The sequence below is a fragment of the Mesorhizobium qingshengii genome (assembly GCF_900103325.1).
In the GTDB taxonomy this organism is placed as follows: domain Bacteria; phylum Pseudomonadota; class Alphaproteobacteria; order Rhizobiales; family Rhizobiaceae; genus Mesorhizobium; species Mesorhizobium qingshengii.
Genome location: NZ_FMXM01000004.1, coordinates 173,205 through 199,517 on the forward strand (window position 1 = coordinate 173,205; position 26,313 = coordinate 199,517).

At 62.9% G+C, this 26,313-nt stretch carries 25 protein-coding genes; 14 read left to right on the forward strand and 11 right to left on the reverse strand.

Translation table 11 applies throughout. From position 1 onward, the window contains the following. Positions 1-12 precede the first annotated feature (12 nt). Together BLS48_RS07655 and BLS48_RS07660 are read left to right on the forward strand one after the other, a co-directional pair. The gene (locus BLS48_RS07655; protein ID WP_091576473.1) at positions 13-1,269 is read left to right on the forward strand and encodes an aminopeptidase; all 1,257 of its coding nucleotides are present in this window, start codon (positions 13-15) and stop codon (positions 1,267-1,269) included. Between the two features lie 25 nt (positions 1,270-1,294). Further along, on the forward strand, positions 1,295-1,648 hold the full coding sequence (locus tag BLS48_RS07660) for a DUF488 domain-containing protein (protein ID WP_091576474.1): 354 nt from the start codon (positions 1,295-1,297) through the stop codon (positions 1,646-1,648). A gap of 57 nt (positions 1,649-1,705) precedes the next feature. Here the strand turns inward: BLS48_RS07660 and BLS48_RS07665 are convergent, their stop codons facing one another. The 9 genes from BLS48_RS07665 to BLS48_RS07710 all read right to left on the reverse strand — a co-directional run bounded on the left by BLS48_RS07665 (position 1,706) and on the right by BLS48_RS07710 (position 9,636). After that, positions 1,706-2,053, reverse strand: a complete 348-nt coding sequence (locus BLS48_RS07665; protein ID WP_091576476.1) for an ArsC family reductase — start codon at positions 2,051-2,053, stop codon at positions 1,706-1,708. 208 nt (positions 2,054-2,261) lie between these two features. Then, positions 2,262-2,615: a SnoaL-like domain-containing protein gene (locus tag BLS48_RS07670; protein ID WP_091576477.1), complete on the reverse strand. Its 354-nt coding sequence runs from the start codon at positions 2,613-2,615 to the stop codon at positions 2,262-2,264. A gap of 88 nt (positions 2,616-2,703) precedes the next feature. Next, positions 2,704-3,066 (reverse strand): 2'-5' RNA ligase family protein, encoded by a 363-nt coding sequence (locus tag BLS48_RS36150; RefSeq protein ID WP_244529538.1) that lies wholly within the window; start codon positions 3,064-3,066, stop codon positions 2,704-2,706. Between the two features lie 520 nt (positions 3,067-3,586). Beyond that, entirely contained in the window at positions 3,587-4,672 is a 1,086-nt protein-coding gene (locus BLS48_RS07680) for an ABC transporter ATP-binding protein (protein WP_091576478.1), read from the reverse strand. After that, entirely contained in the window at positions 4,662-5,270 is a 609-nt protein-coding gene (locus BLS48_RS07685; RefSeq protein ID WP_091576480.1) for a cupin domain-containing protein, read from the reverse strand. The genes BLS48_RS07680 and BLS48_RS07685 overlap by 11 nt, the downstream gene beginning before the upstream one ends. 204 nt (positions 5,271-5,474) lie before the next feature. After that, positions 5,475-6,533, reverse strand: a complete 1,059-nt coding sequence (locus BLS48_RS07695) for an ABC transporter substrate-binding protein (protein ID WP_091576484.1) — start codon at positions 6,531-6,533, stop codon at positions 5,475-5,477. After that, entirely contained in the window at positions 6,518-7,387 is an 870-nt protein-coding gene (locus tag BLS48_RS07700; RefSeq protein ID WP_091576485.1) for an ABC transporter permease, read from the reverse strand. Before BLS48_RS07700 ends, BLS48_RS07695 begins: the two co-directional genes overlap by 16 nt. After that, a complete protein-coding gene (locus BLS48_RS07705; protein WP_091576885.1) occupies positions 7,384-8,268 on the reverse strand; it encodes an ABC transporter permease in 885 nt (294 codons plus the stop codon). The genes BLS48_RS07700 and BLS48_RS07705 overlap by 4 nt, the downstream gene beginning before the upstream one ends. A gap of 84 nt (positions 8,269-8,352) precedes the next feature. After that, the gene (locus BLS48_RS07710; RefSeq protein WP_091576487.1) at positions 8,353-9,636 is read right to left on the reverse strand and encodes an NAD(P)/FAD-dependent oxidoreductase; all 1,284 of its coding nucleotides are present in this window, start codon (positions 9,634-9,636) and stop codon (positions 8,353-8,355) included. Positions 9,637-9,856: 220 nt separating this feature from the next. Between BLS48_RS07710 and BLS48_RS07715 the strand changes: the two genes are divergently transcribed. The 5 genes from BLS48_RS07715 (at position 9,857) to BLS48_RS07735 (ending at position 15,480) form a co-directional block, all read left to right on the forward strand. Then, entirely contained in the window at positions 9,857-11,014 is a 1,158-nt protein-coding gene (locus BLS48_RS07715; protein ID WP_091576488.1) for a fumarylacetoacetate hydrolase family protein, read from the forward strand. A 480-nt stretch (positions 11,015-11,494) separates the two neighbouring features. Continuing rightward, positions 11,495-12,430, forward strand: coding sequence for a substrate-binding domain-containing protein (locus tag BLS48_RS07720; protein ID WP_091576490.1), 936 nt, complete (start codon positions 11,495-11,497; stop codon positions 12,428-12,430). Between the two features lie 120 nt (positions 12,431-12,550). Beyond that, on the forward strand, positions 12,551-13,537 hold the full coding sequence (locus tag BLS48_RS07725; protein ID WP_091576491.1) for an ABC transporter permease: 987 nt from the start codon (positions 12,551-12,553) through the stop codon (positions 13,535-13,537). 3 nt (positions 13,538-13,540) lie between these two features. Then, positions 13,541-14,332: an ATP-binding cassette domain-containing protein gene (locus tag BLS48_RS07730; protein ID WP_091576493.1), complete on the forward strand. Its 792-nt coding sequence runs from the start codon at positions 13,541-13,543 to the stop codon at positions 14,330-14,332. 125 nt (positions 14,333-14,457) lie between these two features. Continuing rightward, positions 14,458-15,480, forward strand: a complete 1,023-nt coding sequence (locus tag BLS48_RS07735; protein ID WP_091576494.1) for a LacI family DNA-binding transcriptional regulator — start codon at positions 14,458-14,460, stop codon at positions 15,478-15,480. A gap of 334 nt (positions 15,481-15,814) precedes the next feature. On the opposite strand, the gene BLS48_RS07745 is transcribed toward BLS48_RS07735, so the two are convergent. After that, positions 15,815-16,405 carry a TetR/AcrR family transcriptional regulator gene (locus tag BLS48_RS07745; RefSeq protein ID WP_091576887.1) on the reverse strand — a complete coding sequence of 197 codons (591 nt, stop codon included), beginning with the start codon at positions 16,403-16,405 and terminating at the stop codon, positions 15,815-15,817. Between the two features lie 245 nt (positions 16,406-16,650). Between BLS48_RS07745 and BLS48_RS07750 the strand changes: the two genes are divergently transcribed. The 3 genes from BLS48_RS07750 to BLS48_RS07760 are packed head-to-tail and all read left to right on the forward strand — an operon-like array spanning position 16,651 to position 21,242. After that, a complete protein-coding gene (locus BLS48_RS07750) occupies positions 16,651-16,902 on the forward strand; it encodes a hypothetical protein (protein ID WP_091576496.1) in 252 nt (83 codons plus the stop codon). Beyond that, on the forward strand, positions 16,896-20,072 hold the full coding sequence (locus BLS48_RS07755; RefSeq protein WP_091576888.1) for an efflux RND transporter permease subunit: 3,177 nt from the start codon (positions 16,896-16,898) through the stop codon (positions 20,070-20,072). The genes BLS48_RS07750 and BLS48_RS07755 overlap by 7 nt, the downstream gene beginning before the upstream one ends. A gap of 15 nt (positions 20,073-20,087) precedes the next feature. Further along, on the forward strand, positions 20,088-21,242 hold the full coding sequence (locus BLS48_RS07760; protein ID WP_091576497.1) for an efflux RND transporter periplasmic adaptor subunit: 1,155 nt from the start codon (positions 20,088-20,090) through the stop codon (positions 21,240-21,242). A gap of 44 nt (positions 21,243-21,286) precedes the next feature. Here BLS48_RS07760 and BLS48_RS07765 read toward each other — a convergent pair whose 3' ends face one another. After that, a complete protein-coding gene (locus BLS48_RS07765; protein ID WP_091576890.1) occupies positions 21,287-22,195 on the reverse strand; it encodes a LysR substrate-binding domain-containing protein in 909 nt (302 codons plus the stop codon). A 103-nt stretch (positions 22,196-22,298) separates the two neighbouring features. Here BLS48_RS07765 and BLS48_RS07770 point away from each other — a divergent pair, with 103 nt between their 5' ends. From BLS48_RS07770 to BLS48_RS07785, 4 genes are all read left to right on the forward strand, one after another. Continuing rightward, the gene (locus BLS48_RS07770) at positions 22,299-23,087 is read left to right on the forward strand and encodes a HalD/BesD family halogenase (protein WP_091576891.1); all 789 of its coding nucleotides are present in this window, start codon (positions 22,299-22,301) and stop codon (positions 23,085-23,087) included. Positions 23,088-23,202: 115 nt separating this feature from the next. Then, positions 23,203-23,895: a GntR family transcriptional regulator gene (locus tag BLS48_RS07775; RefSeq protein WP_091576499.1), complete on the forward strand. Its 693-nt coding sequence runs from the start codon at positions 23,203-23,205 to the stop codon at positions 23,893-23,895. Positions 23,896-23,931: 36 nt separating this feature from the next. Continuing rightward, positions 23,932-25,038: a mandelate racemase/muconate lactonizing enzyme family protein gene (locus BLS48_RS07780; protein ID WP_091576500.1), complete on the forward strand. Its 1,107-nt coding sequence runs from the start codon at positions 23,932-23,934 to the stop codon at positions 25,036-25,038. A 1-nt stretch (position 25,039) separates the two neighbouring features. Continuing rightward, on the forward strand, positions 25,040-26,224 hold the full coding sequence (locus tag BLS48_RS07785; protein ID WP_091576502.1) for a mandelate racemase/muconate lactonizing enzyme family protein: 1,185 nt from the start codon (positions 25,040-25,042) through the stop codon (positions 26,222-26,224). Positions 26,225-26,313 lie beyond the last annotated feature (89 nt).

The following is a 26,313-nucleotide window of genomic DNA, read 5'->3' on the forward strand; positions in this document are numbered from 1 at the left end:
GCAGGCAGGATCATGACGACACATTCGCGCGGCGTTTCCGCATCGATCGACCCGGTGAAGCTCGACAGGCTGGCGGAGGTCGCCATCAAGGTCGGGCTGCAATTGCAACCCGGACAGGATCTGGTGCTGACATCGTCGATCGCAGCACTCCCGCTGACCAGGCGGATCGTCGAGCATGCCTACAAGGCCGGCGCCGGCCTGGTGACGCCGATCTTCAACGACGATGAGATGACGCTGGCGCGCTACCGCTTCGGAGCCGATGCGAGCTTCGACCGTGCCGCCGGCTGGCTTTACGAAGGCATGGCGAAAGCCTTTTCCAACAATGCGGCGCGGCTTGCCGTACGCGGCGAGGATCCATCGCTGTTGTCGGCGCAGGACCCGGCGAAAGTGGCTCGCGCCAACAAGGCGAATTCGATGGCCTACCAGCCGGCGCTGGAAAAGATCACCGGCTTCGACATCAACTGGAACATCGTCGCCTACCCGGACCTCGCCTGGGCCAAGCAGGTCTTCCCGGACGATGCCGACGATGTTGCCGTGGCGAAGCTCGCCGACGCCATCTTTGCCGCCTCGCGGGTGGATGTGGAGGACCCGATCGGCAACTGGAAGGCGCACAATGCAGCGCTTCGCGGCCGCACCGAATGGCTCGATGGTCACAATTTCCACGCGCTGCACTTCACCGGACCCGGCACCGACCTGATTGTCGGGCTGGCGGACGGCCATGAATGGATGGGCGGCGCCTCGACCGCCAAGAACGGCATCACCTGCAATCCCAACATCCCGACCGAGGAAGTCTTCACCACGCCGCATGCAAGGCGCGTCGAAGGCCATGTCTCCTCGACCAAGCCGCTGTCCTACCAGGGCACGTTGATCGACGAGATCTCGGTGCGTTTCGAGGAAGGCAGGATCGTCGAGGCCAAGGCTTCGAAAGGCGAGGACGTGCTGAAGAAGGTGCTCGACACCGACGAGGGCGCGCGCCGTCTCGGCGAAGTGGCGCTGGTGCCGCATTCCTCGCCGATCTCGGCGAGTGGCCTGTTGTTCTTCAACACGCTGTTCGACGAGAACGCCGCCTGCCACATCGCGCTTGGCCAGTGCTATTCGAAGTGCTTCGTCAATGGCGCGTCGCTCAGCCAGGACGAGATCGCGGCGCGCGGCGGCAACAAGAGCTTCATCCACATCGACTGGATGATCGGTTCGGACAAGATCGACATCGACGGCGTCCGCAAGGACGGTGCCCGCGTGCCTGTCATGCGCAAGGGCGAGTGGGCCTGACGGGATTGCATGAAGGAGGGCATTGATGGCCTTCGGGATCGCGGTCAAGCGCGTCTATGCGGCACCCGAAAAAGCCGATGGCCAGCGGGTGCTGGTCGACCGCGTCTGGCCGCGCGGCGTCAGCAAGGAGCATGCCGCGCTGGCGCTATGGCTGAAGGACGTGGCGCCGAGCGCCGAATTGCGCAAGTGGTTCGGGCACAAGCCCGAACGCTGGGCTGAGTTTCAGAAACGATATCGTGCCGAACTGGATGGGAATGGCGAGGCGGTGGCGCAACTGCGCGCCATGCTCCATCACGGCAAGGTGACATTGCTCTATGGCGCGCATGACGAAGCGCACAACAACGCGGTGGCGCTGGCGGCGTATCTGCGGGGAGAATGACCTTCCCCGCTGTCATCCTCTGGTCCGAGGATAACGAAATCAGGGTGGATACAGCGCCTACTTCACCGCCTGCTCATAAACATCCGGCTTGAAGCCGACGAGAACCCTGTCTCCGAGTTCCAGCACCGGCCGCTTGATCATCGTCGGCTTGGCCAGCATCAGCGCCTTGGCCTTCTTTTCGTCGAGGCCCTGCTTGTCCTTGTCCGCCAATTCGCGAAATGTCGTGCTCGCCTTGTTGAGCAGGATTTCCCAGCCGACCTTGCCGACCCAACCATTCAGCTTGCCCGCCTCGATTCCTTCAGCCCGATAGTCATGGAAACGATAGGGCACGTCACGGCTCTCCAGCCAGACGCGCGCCTTCTTGATCGTGTCGCAGTTGGTGATGCCGTACATGGTGATCGTCAAAGCAGTGGCCCTTCGGACTTCGAATCTCGCCGCAGATTAAGGACGCTCTGCGCGCTTTGCCAGCGGCCTCACCAGCGTCCTTTTGGTTTCGTGCTTGCAGCGTATGCAAAGACGATTTGAGCGCCACATGGCGGCCAGGGCATTGCCCCGGCCGCCATGCTTGTATCTCGAAGCGAAGAGCAGTCCGAAGTCGGAGGTATCTCCTGCCTCAGTAGTAAAAACGTTCTTCGGTAATCTTGCCGTTCTTGACCGTGTAGAGGCCAACCTCGTCCATGGTGACACGCTGGCCGGTGGCCCTGGGCGTTATGTCGAATGTGAAGCGCACCGCGAACTGGTCGCCGTTGACATAGGGTCCCTCGACCGAGCCGCCGTGGACCTCGTGGTTTTCCTGCCACCACTGGCTTTTCTGCTTGAGGGCCTCCTTGCCGTGGCTGACGGCCATCGGCCCCTCCATGGCTTCGTAACTGGCGATGTCCTCGGCATTGTATTTTTCAGCAGCACCGTTGTGATCACCCTGCTTGAGGAGTTCGGTGAAATCCTTGGCAATTTCCGCGATGGTCATTTGTGTTCCTCCTGTTCGGACTGGCTTGAAGTAGGGAACCGATTGCTGACCTGCCATCGTCGAACCGGTCGATAGCTGACACTTCGTGTCAGGACGGACGGTCCAGCTTGCCGGCTACGAGCCCATCCAAGGGCCAACGGTCCAGAAAGAGGTATTTTGTCAGACCGCGCAGGCTGTGAACAAAGATGAAGTCTTGGGCCACGAAGCTGATCGGTTCGACCGGCTGCCGAGGAATAAACTTTTGATCGTAGGCAAGGGTCAGATGCGGAACGAAATGATCCGACGCTTTGAGCCCATTCTTCACCATCTCGGCGCCAAGCAATTTGTGGAGTTCGAAAACCGGTCCATCATCGGCGAGCAGAACAAACGGTCGATGCGGCGGCTTGCCTCCGGTTGCCGGGCGGCCGGGAAAACTGCCAACATGGCCAAAGGTGACCTCAAAGGCAGGCATGGACATTTCGGCCAGATCGTGACGCCGCAAAGATGATCTTCGACCGCAGCCGTCTGTAGTCGCCGGCATGCTGTAAGCTCAGGTGAAGCCGTTCCACCGACAGCCGCGATCCAACTATTCCATGCTTATGACAAAGCTGCTCCTGCAGGTCGGCGAAGCGATTGCAGAACCGAGGCTGCAAGAACAACCCGAAGAAAGGCACGATCCGGCAGCTTCGGCCTCCGAGGCGGCACCGGTATGCCGAAATCAAATTCACCTTGCCAATACATATGCACACGCCCGGCAAAGAACGTTCCTGTCTTACTCTGAGAGTAGAACAAAACAGGAACTCTTCTAGTCAAGAGGCGGCTTGGTACGACGTCCCGTAGCCGACGATGCCCTTGGCCTGCAGAAAATCGTGGATTGCCCAACCGGTGGATTCGCGGCCATTGCCGGCTGCGTGCGATCGTGTCCCATTCCGGATAGTTGATCGAGACTTGCCCGGCGCGGCTGTCCGGCCACCTTGCGAAAGTAGATGAGACTAGCTGGGCAGCACGGGGCAGTTGGCGCCACGGCGCAGGCTGATATGGGCCACGTCGCCGACGCTGAATTGAAACCCCTCGGCCTGGCGGGGGGCGTCGATGACGATCGGGACCCCCGGCCCGAGTTCGGCATGCAGGCGCAGGGTGCGGCCGTGAAAGACGATGCTGTTGACGCGCGCCGGCGCCGTGCCGGCCGTGGCTTCCGTCGTCGCCAGGAGATCCTCTGGACGCACGCCGATGATGCGCACTGCGCCCGCGCTCGGTGCCTTGCCATTTTCCGGCATGGCTTCCAGCGGCAGAGCGCCGGCGGCGAAGCGCAAGCGATCGCCGTCGCGGCCGACAAAGCGCGACTGCAACAGGTTCATCGTGCCGATGAAGCTGGCGACGAATGTGGTGGCGGGCCGGTCATAGAGCGTCGCCGGCGGCGCAATCTGCTCGATGCGGCCCTTGTTCATGACGACGATGCGGTCGGAGATCGACAATGCTTCGGTCTGGTCGTGGGTGACCATGACGAAGGTGGTGCCAAGCCTGGACTGCAGCCGCTTCAGTTCGACCTGCATCTGTTCGCGCAGATGTGCGTCGAGTGCCGACAGCGGTTCGTCGAGCAGCAGCACGCGCGGCTCGCAGACAATGGCACGGGCGAGTGCGACGCGCTGGCGCTGGCCGCCCGACAGTTCGGACACGCGAGCTGTAAGCTTGTCAGCAAGGCCGGCCATATCGAGCGCTTCGCCGACGCGTTTTGCCTGCTCGGCGCCGGACAGTTTTCGCAAGGACAGGCCGAAGCCGACATTCTCGGCGACGTTCATGTGCGGAAACAGCGCATAATCCTGGAACACGGTGTTGACCGGCCGGTCGAAGGGCCGAAGCGCGGTGATGTCGCGGCCGTCGAGCAACACCTTGCCGCTCGACGGACTTTCGAAGCCGGCGATGACCCGCAGGCTGGTGGTCTTGCCGCAGCCGGATGGACCGAGAAGGGTGAGAAACTCGCCGCGGACGATGTCGAGATCGACGGCGTCGAGCCCGACGATGCCGCCGGGAAAAACCTTCGAGACCGCTTGTAGCCGGACGAGAGGATCAGGCGCCATCGCGAACCTCGGACGGTTTCGTGGTGTTGACCCAAAGGATCTGGCAGCGCTCACTGCCAGGATTGCGGAAAGCATGCAAAAGCGTGCTCTTGAACGCAAAACTGTCGCCGCTCTTCAGCACGTAGTTTGTAGAATCCACCACCAGTTCGACCTCTCCCGACAGGACGAAGCCGAATTCATGCCCGGCATGCGCATAGGCCTCGGCGGTGCCGCCACTGGCTTCCACCGTCACCAGCATGCCGGTCAATGTCGCACCCGGCGGCGACAGCAGCGCCTTGGCAATGCCTTCCGACTTGACGGGGATGGCGCGGCGGCTGTTGGCACGCACGCAATAGAGGTCGTTGACGGCATCGTTGCCGTCGGCGATCAGTGCCGACGGCTCGATGTCGAGCGCGGCGGCGAGCGGCCAGATCACCTTGACGCGCAGCGAGGACATGCCACGCTCGATCTGGCTGAGCGCGCCGATCGACACGCCTGCCCTGGCGGCAAGATCAGCCAGCGACAGGTTGCGCTCGAGCCGCAGCGCCCGCACGCGGCGGCCGACGCGCACGTCGGCATCGTCCTTCGGCCTTTCAGTCGGTTCGTCCAGAACATCCATGCATACGTCCTCGTTGCAGTATCTCTGTCGGTGCAGCTTGGCGCGACTCTCCCTTCTCCCCTTGTGGGAGAAGGGAGAGTCGGAGGCGACGGATGAGGGGTGTTCCAGCTTGGCGACGACGGCGCTCCGTCCAACACCCCTCATCCGTCTCGGCGCTGCGCGCCGATCCACCTTCTCCCACAAGGGGAGAAGGGACGCCTCAGTTCACCCGCCTGCCTTCACTTTCTCGAACATCTTGGCAAGTTCGTCATTCTGTTTCATCGGTCCGGTGAAGATGGTGGTCTTCAGCATCACTTCCGGATCGGACGGCAGCTGCAATTTCTCCAGATCCTCCTTCGGAACGGTGGCAAAGGCAGAGCTCAGCGAGCTGCCGTAACCATAGGACTCGATCAGGTATTTGCCCGAGTCGGCGTCCAGACGGCTGTTGATGAAGTCGTAGGCGAGATCGACATTCTTGGCGTCCTTGAGCATGACGAAGCCGCAGGCCCAGGTCAGCATGCCTTCCTTCGGCTTCATGAACTCGACCGGCACGCCCTGCTTCTTCAACGAGGTGGCGGACGCGTTCCAGGTCATGGCGGCGACCAGCTGGCCGCTTGCCAGCGCCTGCTCGACCGAGGTCATGTCGGTGGTGTAGTTGGAGAGCAGCGGGCGCTGCTCGCGCAGCTTTGCGGCTACTTTGTCCATCTCGGCCGGTGTCATGTCGAACGGATTGACGCCGGCCAGCAGCGCCGCAACGATCGGCGTGTCATGCACGGCGTCGATCGTCGCCATGCGACCGGCGTACTGCTTGTCCCACAGGAGGTTCCAGCTCGCTTCCGGGTTCTTCACCAGATCGGTGCGGTAAAGGATCGAGGTGTTGCCCCAGTCCCACGGCACCATCCAGACCTTGCCGTCGCTGGCCTGCAGGTCGGGCAGGTTCTTGAAGACCGGGAAAATCGAATCCCAGTTCTTGATGCGCTTGGTATCGATCGGCTGCAACAGGCCTTCCTTGTTCCAGCGCGCCACCTTGTCGTAGCAGGGATGGGCGATATCAGGGCGGAAGCCGGCCTTGACCTTGGTGAAGGCGTCATCGTCATCACCGAAGATCGAGGCCTCGACGCCATCGGGATGCGCGGCGAGGAAGCTCTTGTTGAAGTCGGGCAGTTCGTAGCCCGACCAGGTGAAATATTGCAGCTTGTCGCCGGCGAAGGCGACGGTCGACGACAGCGCCAATGCCAGGCTGGCCAGACCAGCCCGGGCCGTCTTTATCAGGTCGAATGCCATTGCAGTTCTCCTCTCTCGGTTTGTTTTGGTTGTGATGGATCCGCGGGTCGAGGCGCCGGCGCGGACAGGCCGCGATGGCGCAGGATTTCGGCGGTTGCGGCGATGATGAAGGACACCGCCAGAATCGACGTGCCCAGCGCCATGACCGTCGGTAGCGATTTCGGAAAACGCAGCTGGCTCCAGATGTAGAGCGGCAGCGTCGGCTCGGTGCCGGCGAGGAAGAAGACGACGATGAATTCGTCGAACGAGATCAGGAAGGCCAGCATGAAGGCCGAAACGATGGCCGGCAGGCTGAGCGGCAGCATCACGCGCCGGAAGGTCGTCCAGTCGGAGGCGCCGAGATCGAGTGCCGCCTCGCGAATGGTTTTCGGGATGGCCGCGAAGCGGCTGCGCATGATTACCACCGTCGTCGGCAGTGCCACCAGAATGTGGCCGAGAACGATGGCAATGCGCGATGGCCCGAGCCCAATGAGATTGATCAGGATCAGCAGCGATATGCCGACGATCACGCCCGGGATCAGGATCGGCAGCCGCGCAATGGCACTGATGGTGGCGGCCAGCGGCGAGCGGCCATAGAGGTCCATGTAGGATACGGTGATGCCGCAGATCGTTGCGCCCGTGGCGGCTATGGCACCGATAACGAGACTATTCAAAAGCGCGCCGGACAGTGCTGAATTGCCGAACAGCGTCGCGTACCATTGCAAGGTGAAGCCTTGCAGCGGAAAGGCTGCCTGGATCGAGTTGTTGAAGGAAAACAGCGGGATCAGCAACACCGGCAGATAGAGAAAGACCAGGTAGGCGACGACATAGACGCCAAGCCAGCGGCCGCCTCCTTCCGTGCGCCCCCCGCTCATGTGCGGCTGCCAAATCTGCGGTCGGTGAAGCGTGCGACCAGCACCACGCAGAGGATGACCAGCATGACGGCGACGGAGAGTGCGGCGCCAAACGGCCAGTCATTGGCCTTGCCGAACTCAGCCTGGATCAACGTGCCGATCATCGTACTGGCCGGGCCGCCGACGAGAGCTGGCGTGACATAGTCGCCGACCGTCGGCACGAAGACGACAAGGGCGGCCGCCAGCACGCCCGGCATCGAAATGGGCAGCACGACCCGGCGAAACGACGTGAAGGGCCTCGCACCGAGATCGGATGCGGCCTCGATCAGCGATTTCGGGATCGTGTCCAGCGCCACATAGATCGGCAGGATGGCGAACGGCGCATAGGCGTGGGCGAGCGTGACGACGACGGCGGCCGGCGTGTTGAGAAAGGCCAATGTCGGCTCGGACCAGATGCCGCTTTCGATCAGCGCCGAATTCAGCACGCCATTGTAGGCCAGAACAATCTTCCAGGCGAAGACGCGCAGAAGATAGCTGGTCCAGAACGGCAGCGTCACCAGGAACAGCAGCAGGCCGCGCCGTCGTCCGGCGTGAAAGGCGAGATAGTAGGCGACGGGATAGGCGGTGACGACCGTGGCCAGCGTGACCAGAGCGGCAATGACCAGCGAGCGCAGCGTCACCGTCCAGTAGAGCGGATCGGAAACCACGGTGGCGAAGTTCGCCACCGTGAAACCGGCGCCGAGCAGCGAACCGTCATTGCCGCGAAAGGCGAGGAAAAGCACCAGGCCAAGGGCAAACAGGATCAGCATGAAGGTGACCAGCGCGCCCGGCAGCAACATGGCGATCCGGAACCCCGATGAAGACCGGGCCTCTGGCGCTCGTATTGCAACTAGGGTCGACATCGACCTGCTCATCGAAATTTTGAAATTACCTAAGAATTTTTCATATTCATGAAACTGTCAAGCGGAATTCCGTTGATCCGGCAGTCAACGCTCCAGCGCGTCGAGCAAGCGATACCAGGCGATCGTTGCGGCAACGCCGACCTGCCGGAAAGCATGGAACGGGATCGGCCGGATCGGCGAGACAGGGAATGGCAATTGCCTGGCATCGCCACTTTGGAGATAGCCCGCGAGGCGCTCGCCAAGCGCCGTCATCAGGCCGACGCCGCGGCCCTGGCAGCCGACCACGGCGACAAGGCCCCGTTCGGGCTCGTGGATGTGCGGAAGATGGTCCGGCGTCATCGCCACCCGGCCGAACCAGCGCCTTTCGATGGCGAGACCAGACAGTGCCGGATAGAGCCGCAGCAGCGCGCGCTCGAGATGCGCCCAGTCACCGGCGCTCGACGGCAGGGCCATGCGGCCACGCCCACCGAGGACCAGCCGCCCATCGGCGCTCTTGCGGTAATAGACAAGGATGCGCCTGGAGTCCGAAACCGCCTGCCCTTCAGGCAGGATCGTGGCTGCCAGGTCAGGCGGCAACGGCGCGGTCGCAATCTGGAAGGAGTGCAACGGCACGATCGTCTCGGCGAGGCCGGGGATCAGGCCGTCTGTGTAGGCGTTGGTCGCCAGAACGACCGCCTTGGCCTGCAATTCCGCGCCATTTTCGGTTGAAATGCGCCAGATATCGGCGGCATTGGTGAGCCGTACGACCCTCTGGCGCTCGGCTATCCTCACACCAGCCGCCGCCGCGACCCGGGCAAGTTCCGACGTATAGGCAAGCGGATCGATCACACCGGCGCGGCGATCGTGCCAGCCGCCGAGATAGCCGCGCGCGCCAGTCATCGAAGCGATCTCCGTCGCGCTCAGAAGCTTGACGTCGGCACCCCGCGCCCGCCATTGCCGGTCGCGGTTTGCCGCTGCTTTCAGTGCAACCTCGGTATGAGCGGCCTGGATCCAGCCCTTTTGAGCGAACGGCACCGACAGCTGTTCGTCGCGGATCAATTCGAACACCGCATCGGCGGTCGAGGCGGCAAAATTGACAAGCGCCTCGCCGCGCTCCTCGCCAAAATGCTCCAGCAGCCATTCCGGATCATATTTCAGGCCGGGAATGACCTGCCCGCCATTGAGCCCCGACGCGCCCTGGCCGATTTCACCGGCCTCCAGCACCTGGACCGACATACCAAGGCGAACAGCATGCAGCGCCGTCGACAGACCCATGATACCGCCACCGACAACCACGACATCGACATGATCACCGCTTGGAAAAAGCGACTGAAACTTGGAAGCTGCCTGGGGCTTGCGCCAGATCGGATCAGAGAATGGTGCGGACAAAGGGTCACCCGGATGCGCTGCGTTTCGGTGAAAATCCTATCCAATATTTCACAATTTTGAAAGAGCTACTTCGGTTTTCGTTTGTGAACTGCCGCCAACGGATCTCGGAAAACTGGAATCCGATCGTCAGTGACGGGATAGACCTTTGACCGGAATCCGGTGAAAGTGCCGCGCCGATCCGGCCAACTCGCATTGTTGATCATCCAGAGGACCGAACGCCATGACGAACCCGACGCACCTGCCCGCCGAAGGCCTTTTTCTCGGCCGCGCCAGGAACAGTGATGCCTCGCATCCTCTGGTGGTCACGGTCCGCGATGGCACCGTGTTCGACATCACATCGCGTGCGGCTCCGACCGTGCGTGATGTCTGTGAGATGCCTGATCCCGCCGGCCACGTCCGATCGGCCAAGGGCAAGCCAATCGGGTCACTCGACGCCATCGCCGCCAACAGTTTCCAGGCCACCCGCGATCCGGCAAAGCCGTATCTGCTGTCCCCGGTCGACCTGCAGGCGGTCAAGGCTTCGGGCGTCACGTTCGTCGTCAGCCTGCTGGAACGGGTGATCGAGGAACAGGCGCGCGGTTCAGCGGAAAAGGCCGACGCCATCCGCGCCGATATCGCCGGGCTGATCGGCCATGACCTGTCGAAGCTTAAGCCCGGTTCGCCCGAGGCAATGGAGATCAAGGCTAAGCTCATCGCCCGCGGCGCCTGGTCGCAATATCTGGAAGTCGGCATCGGCCCCGATGCCGAGATCTTCACCAAATGCCAGCCGATGGCCTCGGTCGGCTTCGGCGCCGATGTCGGGCTGCACCCGGTGTCGACCTGGAACAATCCGGAGCCGGAGATCGCCATGATCGCCGCCAGCAGCGGCAGGATCGTCGGCGCCACCATCGGCAACGACGTCAATCTGCGCGACGTCGAAGGGCGTTCGGCGCTGCTGCTCGGCAAGGCCAAGGACAACAATGCCTCGGCGGCGCTGGGTCCGTTCATCCGCCTGTTCGACGACACGTTTTCGATCGATGACGTGAAGCGGGCTGTCGTGCGCCTGAAGGTCGAGGGCGAGGACGGGTTCTCACTCGAGGGCGCGAGTTCAATGGCCGAGATCAGCCGTTCGCCAGAAGAACTGGTTGCCGCCGCCATGGGCCCGCATCATCAGTATCCGGACGGGCTGGCGCTCTATCTCGGCACCATGTTCGTGCCGTCCAAGGATCGTGGCGAGAAGGGCAAGGGCTTCACCCACAAGGTCGGCGACATCGTCACCATCTCGTCGGAGAAATTCGGCGCGCTGGTCAACCGGGTGCGGTTGTCACCCGACTGCCCGCACTGGACATACGGCGCCAGCCATCTGATGCGTGAGCTGGCGAAGGCGGAGCTCATCTAGGTCCTCGCCCGTAGGGGCCGCCATCAACACAATTTTGTGCGGAACCCGGGTGACTGCGGACGCAATCCGCTCCAAGATCGCGGTGTAATGAGCTTGCCTGGCAAGGATGCCGCGTGGAGCACCTTCATCACCGGCGCCCATCACCGGCGCCCTGACCGTGCTCGCCCTGGCGCCCGACCGGCCGATCAGGCTGCGTCGCAACCGGCGCGTCGAAGGCGGTCGGGACAACCCATTCGGCTGAGCCTCGACGCCAATCATCCGAGCGTCGGAAAAAATCACCTCAACTGATGCAATCTGATGGGACCGCTGATGGCGCCTCGTCGGACGCCAACTACGACTTGCAGATGGAGGCTTGCCATCCGTCGAAAAAGGGAATGCTCTGACGCGTTCAACTTGGCGTAGGCGAGAGAGACGCGATCCGGTTCTTGCCGGAACAAGAAGTGGATCCGGACTGATCATCTTCAAACGGGAGGAAATCAAATGCTGACACGGCTAAGACTCGTTTTGTACGGCCTGTTGGTGGCGCTGATGGTGGTACCAGCAGCGGCACAGGCCAAGACGTTCTACTGGATTTCGCATGGCGGTCCGGCCGATCCGGTCTGGACCTACTTCCTCGCCGGCGCCAAGCAATGGGCGAAAGACACCGGCAACACCGTCAACACCTCGTTCCACAATGGTGACGTCGCTTCGCAGCAGGAAGCGGTTCGCGCCGCCCTCTCCGCCAAGGCCGACGGCATCGTCACCACCAGCCCCGATCCGGGCAGCCTCGTCGAGATCGTCAAGGAAGCCCGTGCGGCAAACATCCCGATCATCAATTTCAACACGCCCGATCCCAAGGCCAATTTCAATGCCTATGTCGGTGGCGACAACGTCACCTTCGGCAAGCATTGGGCGCAGTATCTGGTCGACAAGGGGCTGGTGAAGAAGGGCGACTTCGTCTGGATGCCTGTCGAAATCCCCGGTGCGACCTATGGCGTCCAGGAAGAGGAAGGCATCAAGAGCGTCTTCGGGCCGCTGGGTATCACCTATGAGATCACCGAGGCGACGCTCGATCAGGCCGAAGTGATCAACCGCATGGTCGATTACCTCACCGCCAACAAGGCCAAGGTCAAGGCAATCATCGGCCTCGGCGACCTCGTCACCGGCTCGATCAAGCGGGTCTTCGACCAGGTCGGCATCAAGCCGGGCGAAATCCCGGTCGTCGGCTGGGGCAACTCGCTCGACACCACGCAGGAAGTGCTGAACGGCTACGTCAATGCCGGCCAGTGGCAGGACCCGCAGGCGACCAGCTACGTTGCGCTTTCACTGGCCAACATGGCGGCAAGCGGTATTCCTCCGGGCTTCAACGTCATCACCGGCGCGCTCTACGAAAAGGACACCGCCGGGGTCTACGACAAGATCCTGTCCGGCAAATAAGCTCCGAGACGCACACAGTCGCGACTGCTCCGGTGGTCGCGACTGACTTTCCATTTTCGCCGAGCTCTTCGCACTCCGATGCGCGAGCCTCAGCCTTTCCACTCATGTCGCGGATACCTCGTGGAAAATCGTTCGCTCATCCAACGCTTGATCGCGCGGCCTGAATTTGGGCCTTTCGTGCTGCTCATCATCGAGATCACCGTTTTCTGGGGCTTCAATCACGACTTTCTGTCGCCGCAGAACATCTCCAACACGCTGGCCTTCACGGTCGAGCTCGGCCTGATCGCGCTGGCGATGACGCTGCTGATGACGTCGGGCGAATTCGACCTTTCCGTCGGTTCGCTCTTCGGCTTCTCGCCGGTGCTGATGTGGACGCTGTTCAACAGCGGCGTCACCTCGCTGGAAGTCGGCTTCCTCGTCGCGCTGCTGGTCGCCGCCCTGATCGGGCTGGTCAATGGCTGGTTCGTGACGCAGCTCAAGATCCCGTCGTTCCTGGTCACCCTCGGCATGCTGCTGGTGGTGCGCGGCACCGCCCTTTTCGTCACCGACGGTTTCCCGCAACGCACCTGGAGCGCGGAAGGCAGCTGGCTGGCGGAGGCGCTGGTCGGCGACTTCTTCATCGGGCCGTTCCGCATCTACATGTCGCTGTTCTGGTTCATCGCCGCGGCCATCGCGCTGGGCTATGTCTTGACGCAAAGCCGCACCGGCAACTGGATCCAGGCGGCTGGCGGCAATCCCAACGCGGCGCGTGCCCGCGGCGTCAATGTCAGCGGTGTCAAGATCGGCCTGTTCATCCTGTCGTCGGTCATGGCATCGCTCGCCGGCGTGATCAGCTCGCTGCGTACCTCGGCGGCCAATCCCAACAGCGGCACCGGCTATGAGCTCGAGGTCATCGCCATGGTGGTGATCGGCGGCACGGCGCTGACCGGCGGGCGCGGCACGATCATCGGCACCGTGCTCGGCATCCTGATCCTGCGCGTGATGCGCAACGGCATCGTGCTGATCGGCGTGCCAGGCCTTGCCTACAACATCTTCATCGGCGCCATCATCCTTGGCATGATGGCGCTCCATTCATGGCTGGAACGCCGGCATCAGGCAGGGACTTGAACCATGGCCGAGCCACTGATCCGCATGCAGAACATCCGTAAGTCCTATGGCCGCGTGCAGGCCCTGGAGGATGCCAGCTTCCACGTCAATGAAAGGGAGATCGTCGGACTTCTCGGCGACAACGGCGCCGGCAAGTCGACGCTGATCAAGGTGCTTTCCGGCGCTGTGCCGCTGACCAGCGGCGACATCTTCATCCGCGGCAAGAAGGTCAACCTCCGCAGCACCAGCGATGCCATCGCCCACGGCATCGAGACGATCTATCAGGACTCGGCGCTGGTCACGCAACTGTCGATCGCCCGCAATCTGTTCCTCGGACGTGAACCGATCAAGCCGCCGCGTTTCCTGAACCGGATGGATCAGGACGCCATGAACAATGTCGCCCGCGACCTGCTCAAGCAGGTCGGCATCTCGAAGAACATCCCGCCGACGACACCGATCGGCTCGCTGTCCGGCGGCGAGCGCCAGGCTGTGGCCATCGCGCGCGCCATGCATTTCGACAGCGACCTCATCATCCTCGACGAGCCAACCAACAATCTCGGCGTCGCCGAGACGCAAGGTGTGCTGAGCTTCGTGCGCAGTGCCCGTGATTCAGGGCATTCCTGCATCTTCATCGCCCACAACATCCACCATGTGTTCCAGGTGGTCGACCGCATCGTCGTCATGCGCAGGGGCAAGGTGGTGGCCGACGACATCGACCCGAAGAAGACCAGCGTGGCGGAAGTCGAACAGATCATCACAGGCATGTCGGACAAGGAAATCCGCGATGCCATCGCCGACGGCAAGCCATCGCACTGAGCACGGGCGGAAGCCGCCTTGTCAAAGCAGCCGAAATGCGTCCGGCTGATGGGCGGCAATCACCCGTCACCTCAAATCGCATCGCTTGTCTGGCGCGGTATCGCATCGGCGCATAGGGTTGCGGTATGAAAGCCACCGTCTCGGATATCGCCCGCAGCTGTGGGCTCTCGACCGCAACGGTCGACAGGGTGCTCAACAACCGGGCGGGCGCCAGCGCGGCCAACCGGCAGCGTGTGATGGAGGCAGCCAAGCAGCTCGGTTATCTGCCGGTGGCAGATCAGGTGACGCTTCCTTCACGGCCCGCCCATCTCGAATTCCTGCTGCCGATCGGAACCAACGCTTTCATGAGCGATCTCGCCGGACATATCGAGGACTACGCCGCGCGCCTGCCGCTGGTCGCTTCTTGCCGGATCCATAACCTTGCCGGGATCTCGCCGAACGCCTTGCAGACCGCCGTTGAAAACCTCTCGCTGAGGGCCAACGGCGTCGGTGTCATCGCCGTCGATCACCCGCGAACCCGCAACATCCTGCGCGACGTCGTCGATGCCGGCATCCGCCTGGTCACACTGGTGTCCGATATTCCGGCGGCACCGCGATCGGCCTATGTCGGCATCGACAACCGGGTAGCCGGACGAACGGCCGCACTGTTGATGGGACGGTTCCTTGGCGGCCGTACCGGTCATCTGGCGATGGTCGTCGGCTCGCGCTCCTATCGCGGCCACGAAGAACGCGAAATGGGTTTCCGCTCGGTGCTCAACGAGGAGTTTCCCAACCTGATGATCAGCAGCGCCGTCGAGATCAACGACGAGCCGGAAGTGAGCTATACCGAGACCATGAAGGCGCTGCACAACGAGCCGGAACTGCTCGGCATCTATTGCGTCGGGGCCGGACGCTCGGGCGTGGCAAGAGCGCTCGGCGAAGCCAAGCCGAACCGCAAACCGGTGTTCATCTGTCACGACCTGACAAGGGAAACGCGGGGCTATCTCGTCGACGACCTGCTGGATGTCGTCATCGACCAGAATGCCAGGCTGATCGCCGAACAATCCGTCATCCGCCTGCTTGGTTCCATTGCCTCATCAGCGCCCTACCTGACACGTAAATTCATCGAGCCGCGCTTGATCTTCAGGGAAAACGTGCCGGTGCAGTGAGGCGGGTCGGGCTGGCAAAGCCGGTTTTCGGATTTGTATGACAATTGACACGGCAAATCTGCACAGCTGCTATGCACAATTCATTGTTGCCGAATCATTGGGCAACTCGTAGCTTCTGGACGTCGGCCATCTACTCCTCCCAGATGCGATGCCGACGCTGAATGGGGTGCACCTCCTCCCGCGCCACATTCGAAAATCGAGCCCGCTGCCACCTCCTCCCGGCAGCGGGCTTTTTTCATTCCGGCTAGAAACGATTTCAGCGCCTGCAACGCCAAAAGCGCAAGGCACCGTTCATCCTCGGTCTTGAAATCGAATAGGGGCGGTCCGCGAGACTTCAGCCGGCCGCCGTGCCTCTGAAGGAAACGATCAGCCCTTCCGCCATGCGCACGAACTGCGCGCTCGGGCCCTCGGTGCCCACGGTCTGCACGCTGACACGCGCGCCCTCGAACAGCAGCGAAAGCGTGTCGGCAAGCAGCTCGGCCTGGCCGATACCGGCATCCCGGCATAGCGTCACAAGGCGATCGCGCTGGGCTTCCTTGAGTTCCTTGATCACGCTTCTGGCCGGATGGTCCGGCTCGGTCAATTCAACGGCGGCATTGGCCATGTCGCAGCCGCGTCCGTCGGCCTTGAGCATTTCGGCCGCCTTGCGAACCCAGGCATGCAGTTGCGCAAGCTTGTCGCCGGGAAACTCGGCCTCGAAGGCTTCCCACATGGCGCCCGCCTTGGACGCAGTGGCGCGCAGGCACTCGATGATCAGATCGTCCTTGGATTCGAAGTGACGGTAGAGCGTCATCTTGTTCGTGCCGGCAGCTTCGGTGATGGCGTCGACGCCGACGCCCTTGATGCCATGCTTGTGGAACATGTCACGCGCTGTCTCCAGAATCCGATCCCGGGGACGAGAGCGCTCCACGACGCCGTCTGCCATCATGATCTCCTTTCGTTTCCAAAAAACCCTCGGCCACCTCTTGACTAGGGTGTTACCGGTCTGTAACGTCACGAATGTTACTTACTGGTAACACCTATGTCGCCTTTCGTCAATAACAAGACCGTGAACTGGTCCTGCCAGATAGAGATGGGCGAAAAATTGCAGATCATGCGGCCTCGGCCGGTGAAGAGATGAAAAACGGTTCGCGAGCATGGGCTGCGAATCGACAGACAAGGAGCCGGCCAATGCCAAAGCGCCGTGATCTTACCATAGATGAGGCCGTCCGGGATCCGATGATCCGGCTGGTCATGATAGCAGATGGGGTCGACCCCCGCGCTTTCGAGACGATGCTTCGCTCGCTTGCCAATGAGCAGCGTCGCGAGGTGCCGTTGCTGCGTTCGCGGGAAGTCCCCCGTGACGGGCACGGCCAGTTGTCCAGGGTTGCCAGCGCCTTCGGGCGGGCAAGAGCAGCCGGCGAGGCATGTGTGTCGTGGTAAACTTCTTCATCCACCGTCCGATCTTCGCCTCGGCGATCGCCATCATCATGGTGCTCGCCGGGACGATTTGTTATTTCCTGCTGCCGGTCTCGCAGTTTCCGGACATCACGCCGCCCCAGGTCGTGGTCAGCGCCCACTATCCGGGCGCCAGCGCGCAAGTGGTGGCTGACACGGTGACGACGCCGCTGGAGCAGCAGATCAACGGCGTGCAGGGCATGACCTACATGTCGTCGTCGAGCTCCAATGACGGCTCCTCGACAATCACCATCACTTTCGATGTCGGCTATTCCCTGAGCACCGCAGCCGTCGACGTCCAGAACCGCGTCTCGCAGGCGGCCTCGTCGCTGCCGGCGATCGTCAACCAGGGTGGTGTGACGATCAAGAAGCAGAATCCGAACTTCGTCCTGATCGTCAACCTGACTTCGCCGGACAATTCCATCGACCCGGTGGCGCTGAGCAACCTTGCCTATCTTCAGGTCGTCGATCCGCTGAAGCGGCTGCCCGGCGTCGGCGACGTGCAGATCTTCGGCGAACGGCGCTATTCGATGCGCATCTGGCTCGACCCCGACAAGCTCGCCAATCTCGGCATTACCGCGGTCGACGTCCAGAACGCCATCGCAGAGCAGAACGTCCAGGTGGCGGCCGGCAAGATCGGCCAGTCGCCAGCTCCCGCCGGCACCGCCTTCGAGATGCAGGTCAACGCCGTCGGCCGCTTGAGCGATCCCAAGGAATTCGGCGACATCGTCGTGCGCGCCAACACCGCCAATGGCTCCCTGGTACGGCTGCGCGACGTCGCCCGCATCGAGCTCGGCGCGTTGCAATATTCATCGTCGGCCTTCTTCGGCAAGGACCCGACCGTCGTTCTCGCCGTCTACCAGATGCCCGGCTCCAACGCGCTTGATCTGCAGCAGCGCGTCAAGGACAAGATGCAGGAGCTGTCCGGCCGGTTCCCGAAGGGTGTCTCCTATGCGATGCACTATGACACCACGCGCTTCGTCTCGGCGTCGATGCATGACGTGCTGATCACGCTGGGCGAGGCGCTGGTCCTCGTCGTCGCCGTGGTGTTCATCTTCCTGCAGAGCTGGCGCACGACGATCATCCCGACCATCGCCATTCCAGTGTCGCTGGTGGCGACGCTCGTCGTCATGGAGATGCTCGGCTTCTCGCTCAACATGCTCTCCCTGCTCGGCATGGTGCTGGCGATCGGCCTCGTCGTCGACGATGCCATCGTGGTGGTCGAGAATGTCGAACGACAGCTGGAGGCCGGGCTCAAGCCACTCGCGGCAACAAAGGCGGCGATGGCCGAAGTCACCGGTCCGATCATCGCCACCACCGCCGTGCTGATGGCGGTGTTCGTGCCGGTCGCCTTCATTCCCGGCGTCTCCGGGCGGCTCTACAACCAGTTCGCGCTGACGGTGGCGATCTCCGTCGGCATCTCCGCCTTCAACTCGCTGACGCTGAGCCCAGCGCTCAGTGCTGCCTTCCTGCGCCATCGCGGCGAGACGCAGTTCGTCCTGTTCCGCTGGTTCAATACGGGCTTCGACAAGCTCTCGCATGCCTACGCTCACGGTGTACGCTTCCTCATCCGCCTGCGCTGGATCATGCTTGGCCTGTTCGCGGCTGGCCTGGTCGCCACCTACTTCGTCTGGCAGCGCCTGCCCTCGACCTTCCTTCCGGTCGAAGACCAGGGCTACTTCTTCGTCGTCATCCAGTTGCCCGACGGCGCGTCGCTGGAGCGCACCGACGCGGTGGCACAGAAGGCGCGTGACATCCTGCAGTCGACGCCCGGCGTCGACATCGTCGGCTCGATCAGCGGCCTGAACTTCCTGACCAGCGCGGCGCAGTCGAACTCGGCGGTCGAATTCGCCATCCTGAAGCCTTGGGAGGAACGCGGTCCCGACCAGAGCGCATCGAAGCTCGTCGCCGACGTGCGCGGCAAGCTGATGCAGATTCCGGAAGCCTTCGCGCTGAGCTTCGATCCGCCCTCGATCCCGGGTATCGGCACGACAGGCGGCTTCGAATTCGTCGTCGAGGATCTCACCGGTCGCGGCAGTTCGGCACTCAACGACGCGACGCAAGCCGTGATCGCCGAGGCGCGCAAGCAGCCGGAAATCAATCCGCAGCAGCTGTTTTCGCCGTTCTCGACCTCGACGCCGCAGTTCAACTACGACCTCGACCGCAGCAAGGCCAAGCTGCTGGGCCTGAACCTGCCCGACGTGTTCAACACGCTGCAGATCTATCTCGGCTCGCTCTACGTCAACGATTTCAACCTGTTCGGCCGCACCTTCCGGGTGACCATCCAGGCCGACAAGGATGCACGTGCCGGCGCCGCCGACATTTCGCGGCTCTATGTGCGCAATGCCTCCGGCGGCATGGTGCCGCTCAGCACGCTGGGCAAGCTGGTGCCCTTCGTCGGCCCGGAAACCGTGCCGCACTACAACAACAACGCCTCGGCCACGATCAATGGCGGTGCCGCACCCGGCTTTTCCTCGGGCCAGGCGGTCGCCGCGATGGAACGGGCCGCTGCCACAGCGCTGCCCAGGGATTTCGGTTTCGAATGGACCGGCATCACCTTCCAGGAGCTCAAGGCAGGATCGATCGCGTCGGTGGTCTTCGGCCTCGCCATCGTCTTCGTCTTCCTGATCCTGGCGGCGCAGTACGAGAGCTGGGCGATGCCCTTCATGGTGCTGCTGGCGGTGCCGCTGGCCCTGTTCGGTGCCTTCGCGGCGCTGTGGGCACGCGGCATGCAGATCGACGTCTATTCGCAGATCGGCTTCGTCATGCTGATTGGCCTGGCGGCCAAGAACGCAATTCTGATCGTCGAGTTCGCAAGACGGCGACGCGAGGAGGGCCTCAGCATCGTCGAGGCGGCGATGGAAGCCGCGCGGCTCAGGCTGCGGCCGATCCTGATGACGGCCTTCGCCTTCATCCTCGGCGTGCTGCCGCTGATGTTCGCCACCGGCGCCGGTGCCGCCAGCCGCCAGTCGATCGGCACCACCGTGTTTGGCGGCATGGTCGCGGCGACCATCCTGTCGCTGGTGTTCGTGCCGGTCTTCTACGCGGTCATCGAACAACTGCGGGAACGCCGCGAAAGCGGCGAGCCCGCCTCCAAGCCCACTGAACCGACAGCCGAAACCGCCTTCCCTCCCCTGGCGGAAGCGGCCGAATAAGATTGGAGACTAATCATGCGTAAATGGAAAATCGCGTTGGGAGCGGCTGTCGCGCTGGGTGCCATTTCGGTGGCCAGCGTCCACCTGCTCGACATGGGCAACCTCAGGCTGAGCAGCGGCACGGCCGGAGCGGCGACACCCGCTCCAGCGGCGTTTGTCATGCCGGTGCCGGTGGCGAGCGTCGTCAAGAAGACGATCCCGATCTATCTCGACTATGCCGCCCGGATCGAGCCGATCCGCAGCATCACGCTGCAAGCGCGCGTCCCCGGCTACCTGCAGGAACAGACGGCGCAAGATGGCGCGGATGTGCGGCAGGGCGACCTTCTCTACAAGATCTCGCCTGACGACTTCCAGGCCGCACTCGACCAGGCGAAGGCCCAGGTGCAGCGCGATACGGCGACGCTCGATTATGCGCGTTCCAATCTCGGCCGCGGCACCGAGCTCGCCAAGAGCGGTTACCTGGACAAGGACAGCTTCGACCAGCGCACCAGCACCTTGCGCGAAGCGCAGGCGTCGCTGGCTCTCAACCAGGCGGCTGTGCGCACCGCGGAGCTCAATCTGAGTTACGCTGAAATCCATGCTCCGTTCACCGGGCGCCTGGGCCGCAACCAGGCCTCGGTCGGAACGCTGGTCAGCGTTGCCGGTACCGTGCTCAACACGCTGGTGCAGCTCGACCCGATCTACGTCACCTTCAATCCGAGCGAGACGGATCTGGCCGAGATCGAACAGGCCCGCGCGGCCGGCCCGATCGAGGTCGAAGTCCTGCTCCCGGGGGAGACCGAGACCAGCCAGAAGGGCGAACTTACGTTCATCGACAACACGGTCGACCACTCGACCGGCACAATCACCGCCCGCGCCACCATCGGCAATGCGAAGTTCACGCTGATGCCCGGCCAATATGTCCGCGTGCGGCTGCACATCAAACAGCAGCCCGATGCGCTGATGGTGCCGCAGACGGCGCTCGGCTCAAGCCAGCTCGGCAAATACCTCTACGTCGTCGGCAAGGGCAACACGGTCGACCAGCGGCTGGTCTCGCTTGGCCCGACGAGCGGCGATCTGGTGGCTATCCTCAGCGGCGTGTCCGAAGGCGACCAGGTGATAACAGGCAATCTGCAGAAGATCGGACCCGGAATGCCGATCTCGCCACTGCCACAGAAGCCGGCTACCTGACTCCCCCGCAGGCCCGGTTTCCGCGCGGCGCCTTCGACCTTTTCTCAGGTCGTGGGCGCCGTTTTCGTGAGAAGCTCCACCAGACCCGCGACATCGGACCGGTCAGCCTTGGCCGGCGGCATGAACGCACAATAGGGATGCCCGAGGGGAACCGAGACGGACGACAACGCGATCAGGCGACCGGCCTCCAGATCGGCGCGCGCCATGACCCGCTGGCCGAGGGCAATGCCCAGACCCAACCTTGCCGAGGCGATCGCCAGGCTGGACAGGCCGACCCGGCGCCCATGCGAGGGATCGGGCGCGCGACTGCCGCCGGATGCCGCGAACCAATCCGCCCAGGTCGGGTGCGAGGCGTAGTTCGGTCCCCAATTGGTGTGGATGAACAGGCTCTCGTGCAGATCCGCCAGGTTCGGATCACCATTGCCGTATCTGTGCCAGAACTCCGGCGCGCAGACCGGCAGCACGTCGTCATGGACGAGACGCACGAGTTTCAGTCCGGGATAGTGATAGTCGCCATAGCTGATGCGCAGGTCGATGTTCTGGCGCATGAGGTCGACCGGATCATCCTCGACCCGAACATCGATCGCCATCTGCGGAAAAGTATCGAGAAGCACGGCCAGCCTCGGCGCCAGCCATAGCTCGGCCAGCGAAAACGGCACGCTCACGACCAGACGCGTCCTCAAGCCGCCTTCCAGCATGCGCCGGCCGATCGCGGCGATGTCGCCCAGCGCACGCGCGGTCTGTGGGTAGATGGCATGGCCGGCATCGGTGAGCGCGATGCGATTGCCGCTGCGCACGAAAAGCTGCTTGCCGAACCAGGTCTCGAGATTGCGTATCTGCTGGCTGACCGCCGCCGACGAGACTCCGAGCTCGGTCGCCGCCAGGGTGAAGCTGCCGGCGCGGGCGGCGACTTCAAAGGCCTTGATGGCATTCAGCGGAGGCAATCGTTCCACATTAGGCTCCATAAGTTTTTCTTGCTCAATCCTAATAATTTTCCGCGTTGAGAGAAAGATTTTTTTGCCGTCTCATGTGCTCGGAACCTCGGAGCCCATGACCATGAAAGACATTCTCGATCTCGACCGCTATCCGCTCGACCGCGAAGGCAGCGCCGAATGGCAGCGCCTCGTCGAACAATCCATCGCGGCGCTCGAAGCCGGCGGCATGTACAACCTCGAAGGGTTTCTGCGCCCGGGCGTCGCTGAAAAGGCGGTGGGGGAGATCAAGCCTGTCATGGATGCGCGCTCGCATGTGCACAAGCGGACGCACAACATCTACTTCAAGCCTGATATCCCCGAGCTTGCTCCCGACCACCCGGCCTTGCGCAAGGTCGAGACCATCAGCCACACCGTCTGTGCCGACCAGATCCCCGGCAGTGTCGTGCTCGCCATCTACGAATACGAACCGTTGCAGCGCTTCCTTGCGGCGACAATGCGCAAGAGCCGGCTGCATGTCATGCAAGATCCGCTGGCGCGCACCAATGTCATGGCCTATCGGGCCGGCGAGGCGCTCAACTGGCATTTCGACCGTTCGGAATTCACCACCACCCTTCTGCTGCAGGCGTCGGAACGCGGCGGCGATCTCGAATACCGAACCGGCCTCCGTTCGGACGACAATCCCAACTATGACGGCGTCGCCAGACTGCTCGAAGGGCGCGACCCGCAGGCAAGGATCCTGCGTATGAAGCCGGGCACGCTGAACGTCTTTCGCGGCAAGAACACCGCGCACCGCGTCACCACCGTCGAAGGCAATCGCGAGCGCATGATCGCGGTCTTCTCCTACTACGAGAAACCCGGCGTCATGTTCAGCGACGAGGAGCGTATCGGCTTCTACGGCCGCGCGGCCTGAGGACCGACTGTCGAGGACGCATCGTGCTTCGAGGCCATCGAAATCCGAAAATAATCCCTTGTCAGATTGTCGACAATCTGCTTGTCTTACTCTCGGTTTCCTTGGGAGTGGCCGAATGGGGAAAGCGGATTTCAGTCCGATCGCGGACACCACGCGCCGCGCCGAAATCGTCGCGCTGTTGCGGCGCGCGATCCTGACGGGCCAGTTGGAACCCGGCCAGAAGCTCAACGAGCTGCGGATCTCCGAACAGATGCGGGTCAGCCGCGCGCCGCTCCGCGAAGCGATGCGCGAGCTGGTCCAGGAAGGCATCCTGACCAGCATTCCCTATGCCGGCACCTTCGTCATCGATGTCACCGCCAAGGACATCGACGATGCCTATTCGCTCAACAAGGTGCTGGACGAGTTCGCCATCGAGCGGACATGGCCACTGCGCAACCAGCGGTTTTTCGATGAGCTCGACCGGCGCCACGAGACGGTGAAGCAGGCGACCCGCAACCGCGATACCACCCGCCAGATCGAAACGGCGCTGCAACTGCATGGCCTGATCTACGAATGGGCCGACAATTCGGTGCTGCTGGAAACCTGGCAGCGATTGACCAGCCGGTTGCAGATGTATTTCGCGCTGCACCAGCAGGCACGCAAGGAAGCGGTGCCGGCCGCAGACATTCACGAGATCTATGTGTCGCTGCTCAAGGGCACCGACATGCGCGCTGCCCAGCGCCATGCCCGCGAACACATCGACCTCGATTTCGAAGAGCTTCTCTCTTACGCGCGCGGCCTCGAACAGCGCCCGTCGAAAGGCGCCTGACCAATTCCCCAGACATCGCAGCCAACGGACAGACACGTGCAGATCGAAACCATAAAAGCCTACCATGTCGTGCAGCCCTTCGTGGACGGGCCTTATCGCATGTCGAAGGGGCGCGTTGCCGACGCCTTCGACGCGGTGATCGTGTCCACTACCTCTGATAGCGGTTTGACGGGCTGGGGCGAGATGGCGCCGCTCGGCAATTTCTACTCGCCCGCCTTCGCCGCTGGCGTTCGCGCCGGCGTGGTGGAGATCGCGCCGCATCTCATCGGCCACGATCCGCGCGGGCTGGCCAGCATCGGACGGCTGATGGACACGGTGTTCAAGGGCCATCCCTACATCAAGTCGGCGCTCGACATGGCCTGCTGGGATCTCGCGGCACGCGCCGCCGACGTGCCGCTGGTCACGCTGCTCGGCGGCCAGGAGAGCGACACGGCTGAACTCTACAAGGTCGTCACCCACGGCAGCGTCGATGACATGGCTGCGCTGGCGAAGCGGATCGTCAAGGACGGCTTCCACCGGCTGCAGGTCAAGGTTGGCGGCAACGTCCATGACGACATCGAGCGCGTCACCGCGGTCGCCGCTTCGGTGCCGAAAGGCACCGTCATCTTCTGCGACGCCAATGCCGGCTGGACGCCCTATCAGGCACGCCAGTTCGCTGATGCGACGCGCGCCATCGACTATACGTTCGAGCAGCCCTGCACCACGATCGACGAATGCATGTCGGTGCGCCGCTCGCTCGACAAGCCGATGGTCCTCGACGAGTCCGTCGCCTCGCTGGACGACATGCTGGACATCCACCGCAAGGGTGCGGCCGACGGCCTGACGCTGAAGATCTCGCGGCTCGGCGGCGTGACCAAGACACGGCAGGTCCGCGATCTCGCCGTAGACCTCGGCTTCATGATCACGGTCGAGGACACTGGCGGCGCCGAAATCGACACCGCGGCCATGGCGCATCTGTCGCTGTCGACGCCGGAGGAGCGCCGGCTGCACGCGATCGCCTTCCACGAATGGGTGACGGTGCGCACCGCGTCGAACATGCCACCGGTCACCGGCAGCCGCATGGGCATTCCAGACGGGCCGGGCCTTGGCATCGACGTCGTTCCCGACCTGCTCGGCGCGCCGTTCTTCGAGGTCGGCCGCTGACATGAAAATCCGCCGCATCACGGCAACGCCGATCAACCTGCGCCTCGAGGCGCCTTACGCCTGGGTGTTTGGCGAGCTCGACGGGTTTTCGCCAACCATTGTCGAGGTCGAGACCGAGGATGGCCTGATCGGCCTCGGCGAGGCCCCGACGTCGGCAGCCGCGGCAATCATCAACGATGGTCTGGCATCGCGACTGACCGGCCGTGACGCCTTCGACATCGCCGGCGCCGAGCATGTCTGCCTGCCCTACTGGACCGGTGTGCAGTCGATCAACGACCGCACCCGCATCATGGCCTTCGGCGCCATCGAGATGGCGATGTGGGATCTGCGCGGCAAGGCATGGAACCAGCCACTCTACCAATTGCTTGGCGGCGCCGTGCGCAAGGACATCCCGTTCACCGACTATTTTTCGCTGCGCGGCGACGGGCCAAATGTAAAGGGAGAGACAACGCCGGAAGAAGTCGCCGACTATTGCGTCGAATTGCACGAGACGCACGGAACGACCTTCTTCGAAGGCAAGTTCTCGACCCGGGATTCGAAGATTTCGCTCAGGATAGTCGAGCTGATCCGCGAAAAACTCGGCGACGATGCGATGATCCGCATTGATTCCAACCAGGCCTATTCGCTGGCGACGGCGCGGCGACTGGCGCGGCCGCTGGAAGACCTCGGCGTGCGCAACTGGGAGGACCCGGTGGCGACGATCGAGGAGATGCGTGAGCTCCGGCGCCATTGCTCGATCCCGTTCTCGACCCACAACATCGACATCGCGCGCGCCATGGAAACCAAGGTGCCGGACGCTTTCGTCGGCAACCCGACGACGCATGGCGGCATCGGACGCCTGCTGCGTTTCGTCGGCGCCTGCGAACACGCCGGCATCGATTTCTGGTGCTACAGCGGCGACAGCGGCATCGGCAGTGCGGCCTACCTGCATCTGTGCGCGGCGCTCGGCTGGATCAGGGAGCCGAACCAATCGCTGTTTCGCATGCTGCCGATGGATATCATCGAGCAAGGGCCGTTTTCGCCGAAGAACAACGTCGTGCGCGTGCCGGAAGGTCCCGGCCTCGGCATCAGCTTGTCGCGGGAACACCTCGCCGCCTGTCACAGAGACTTTACCGAGAAAGGACCGTGCAACAAGTATCATGACCCGGCAAAGCCCGGAACCTATCGCCGCTTGCCGCTGAACTAGATGACGACTGGCGGCCAAGACAACAAGAAGCCAACCGCCGCGACTTCGGTCGGGAAGGTCGGCCACGTACAGGTGGAGCAGTGCAGACA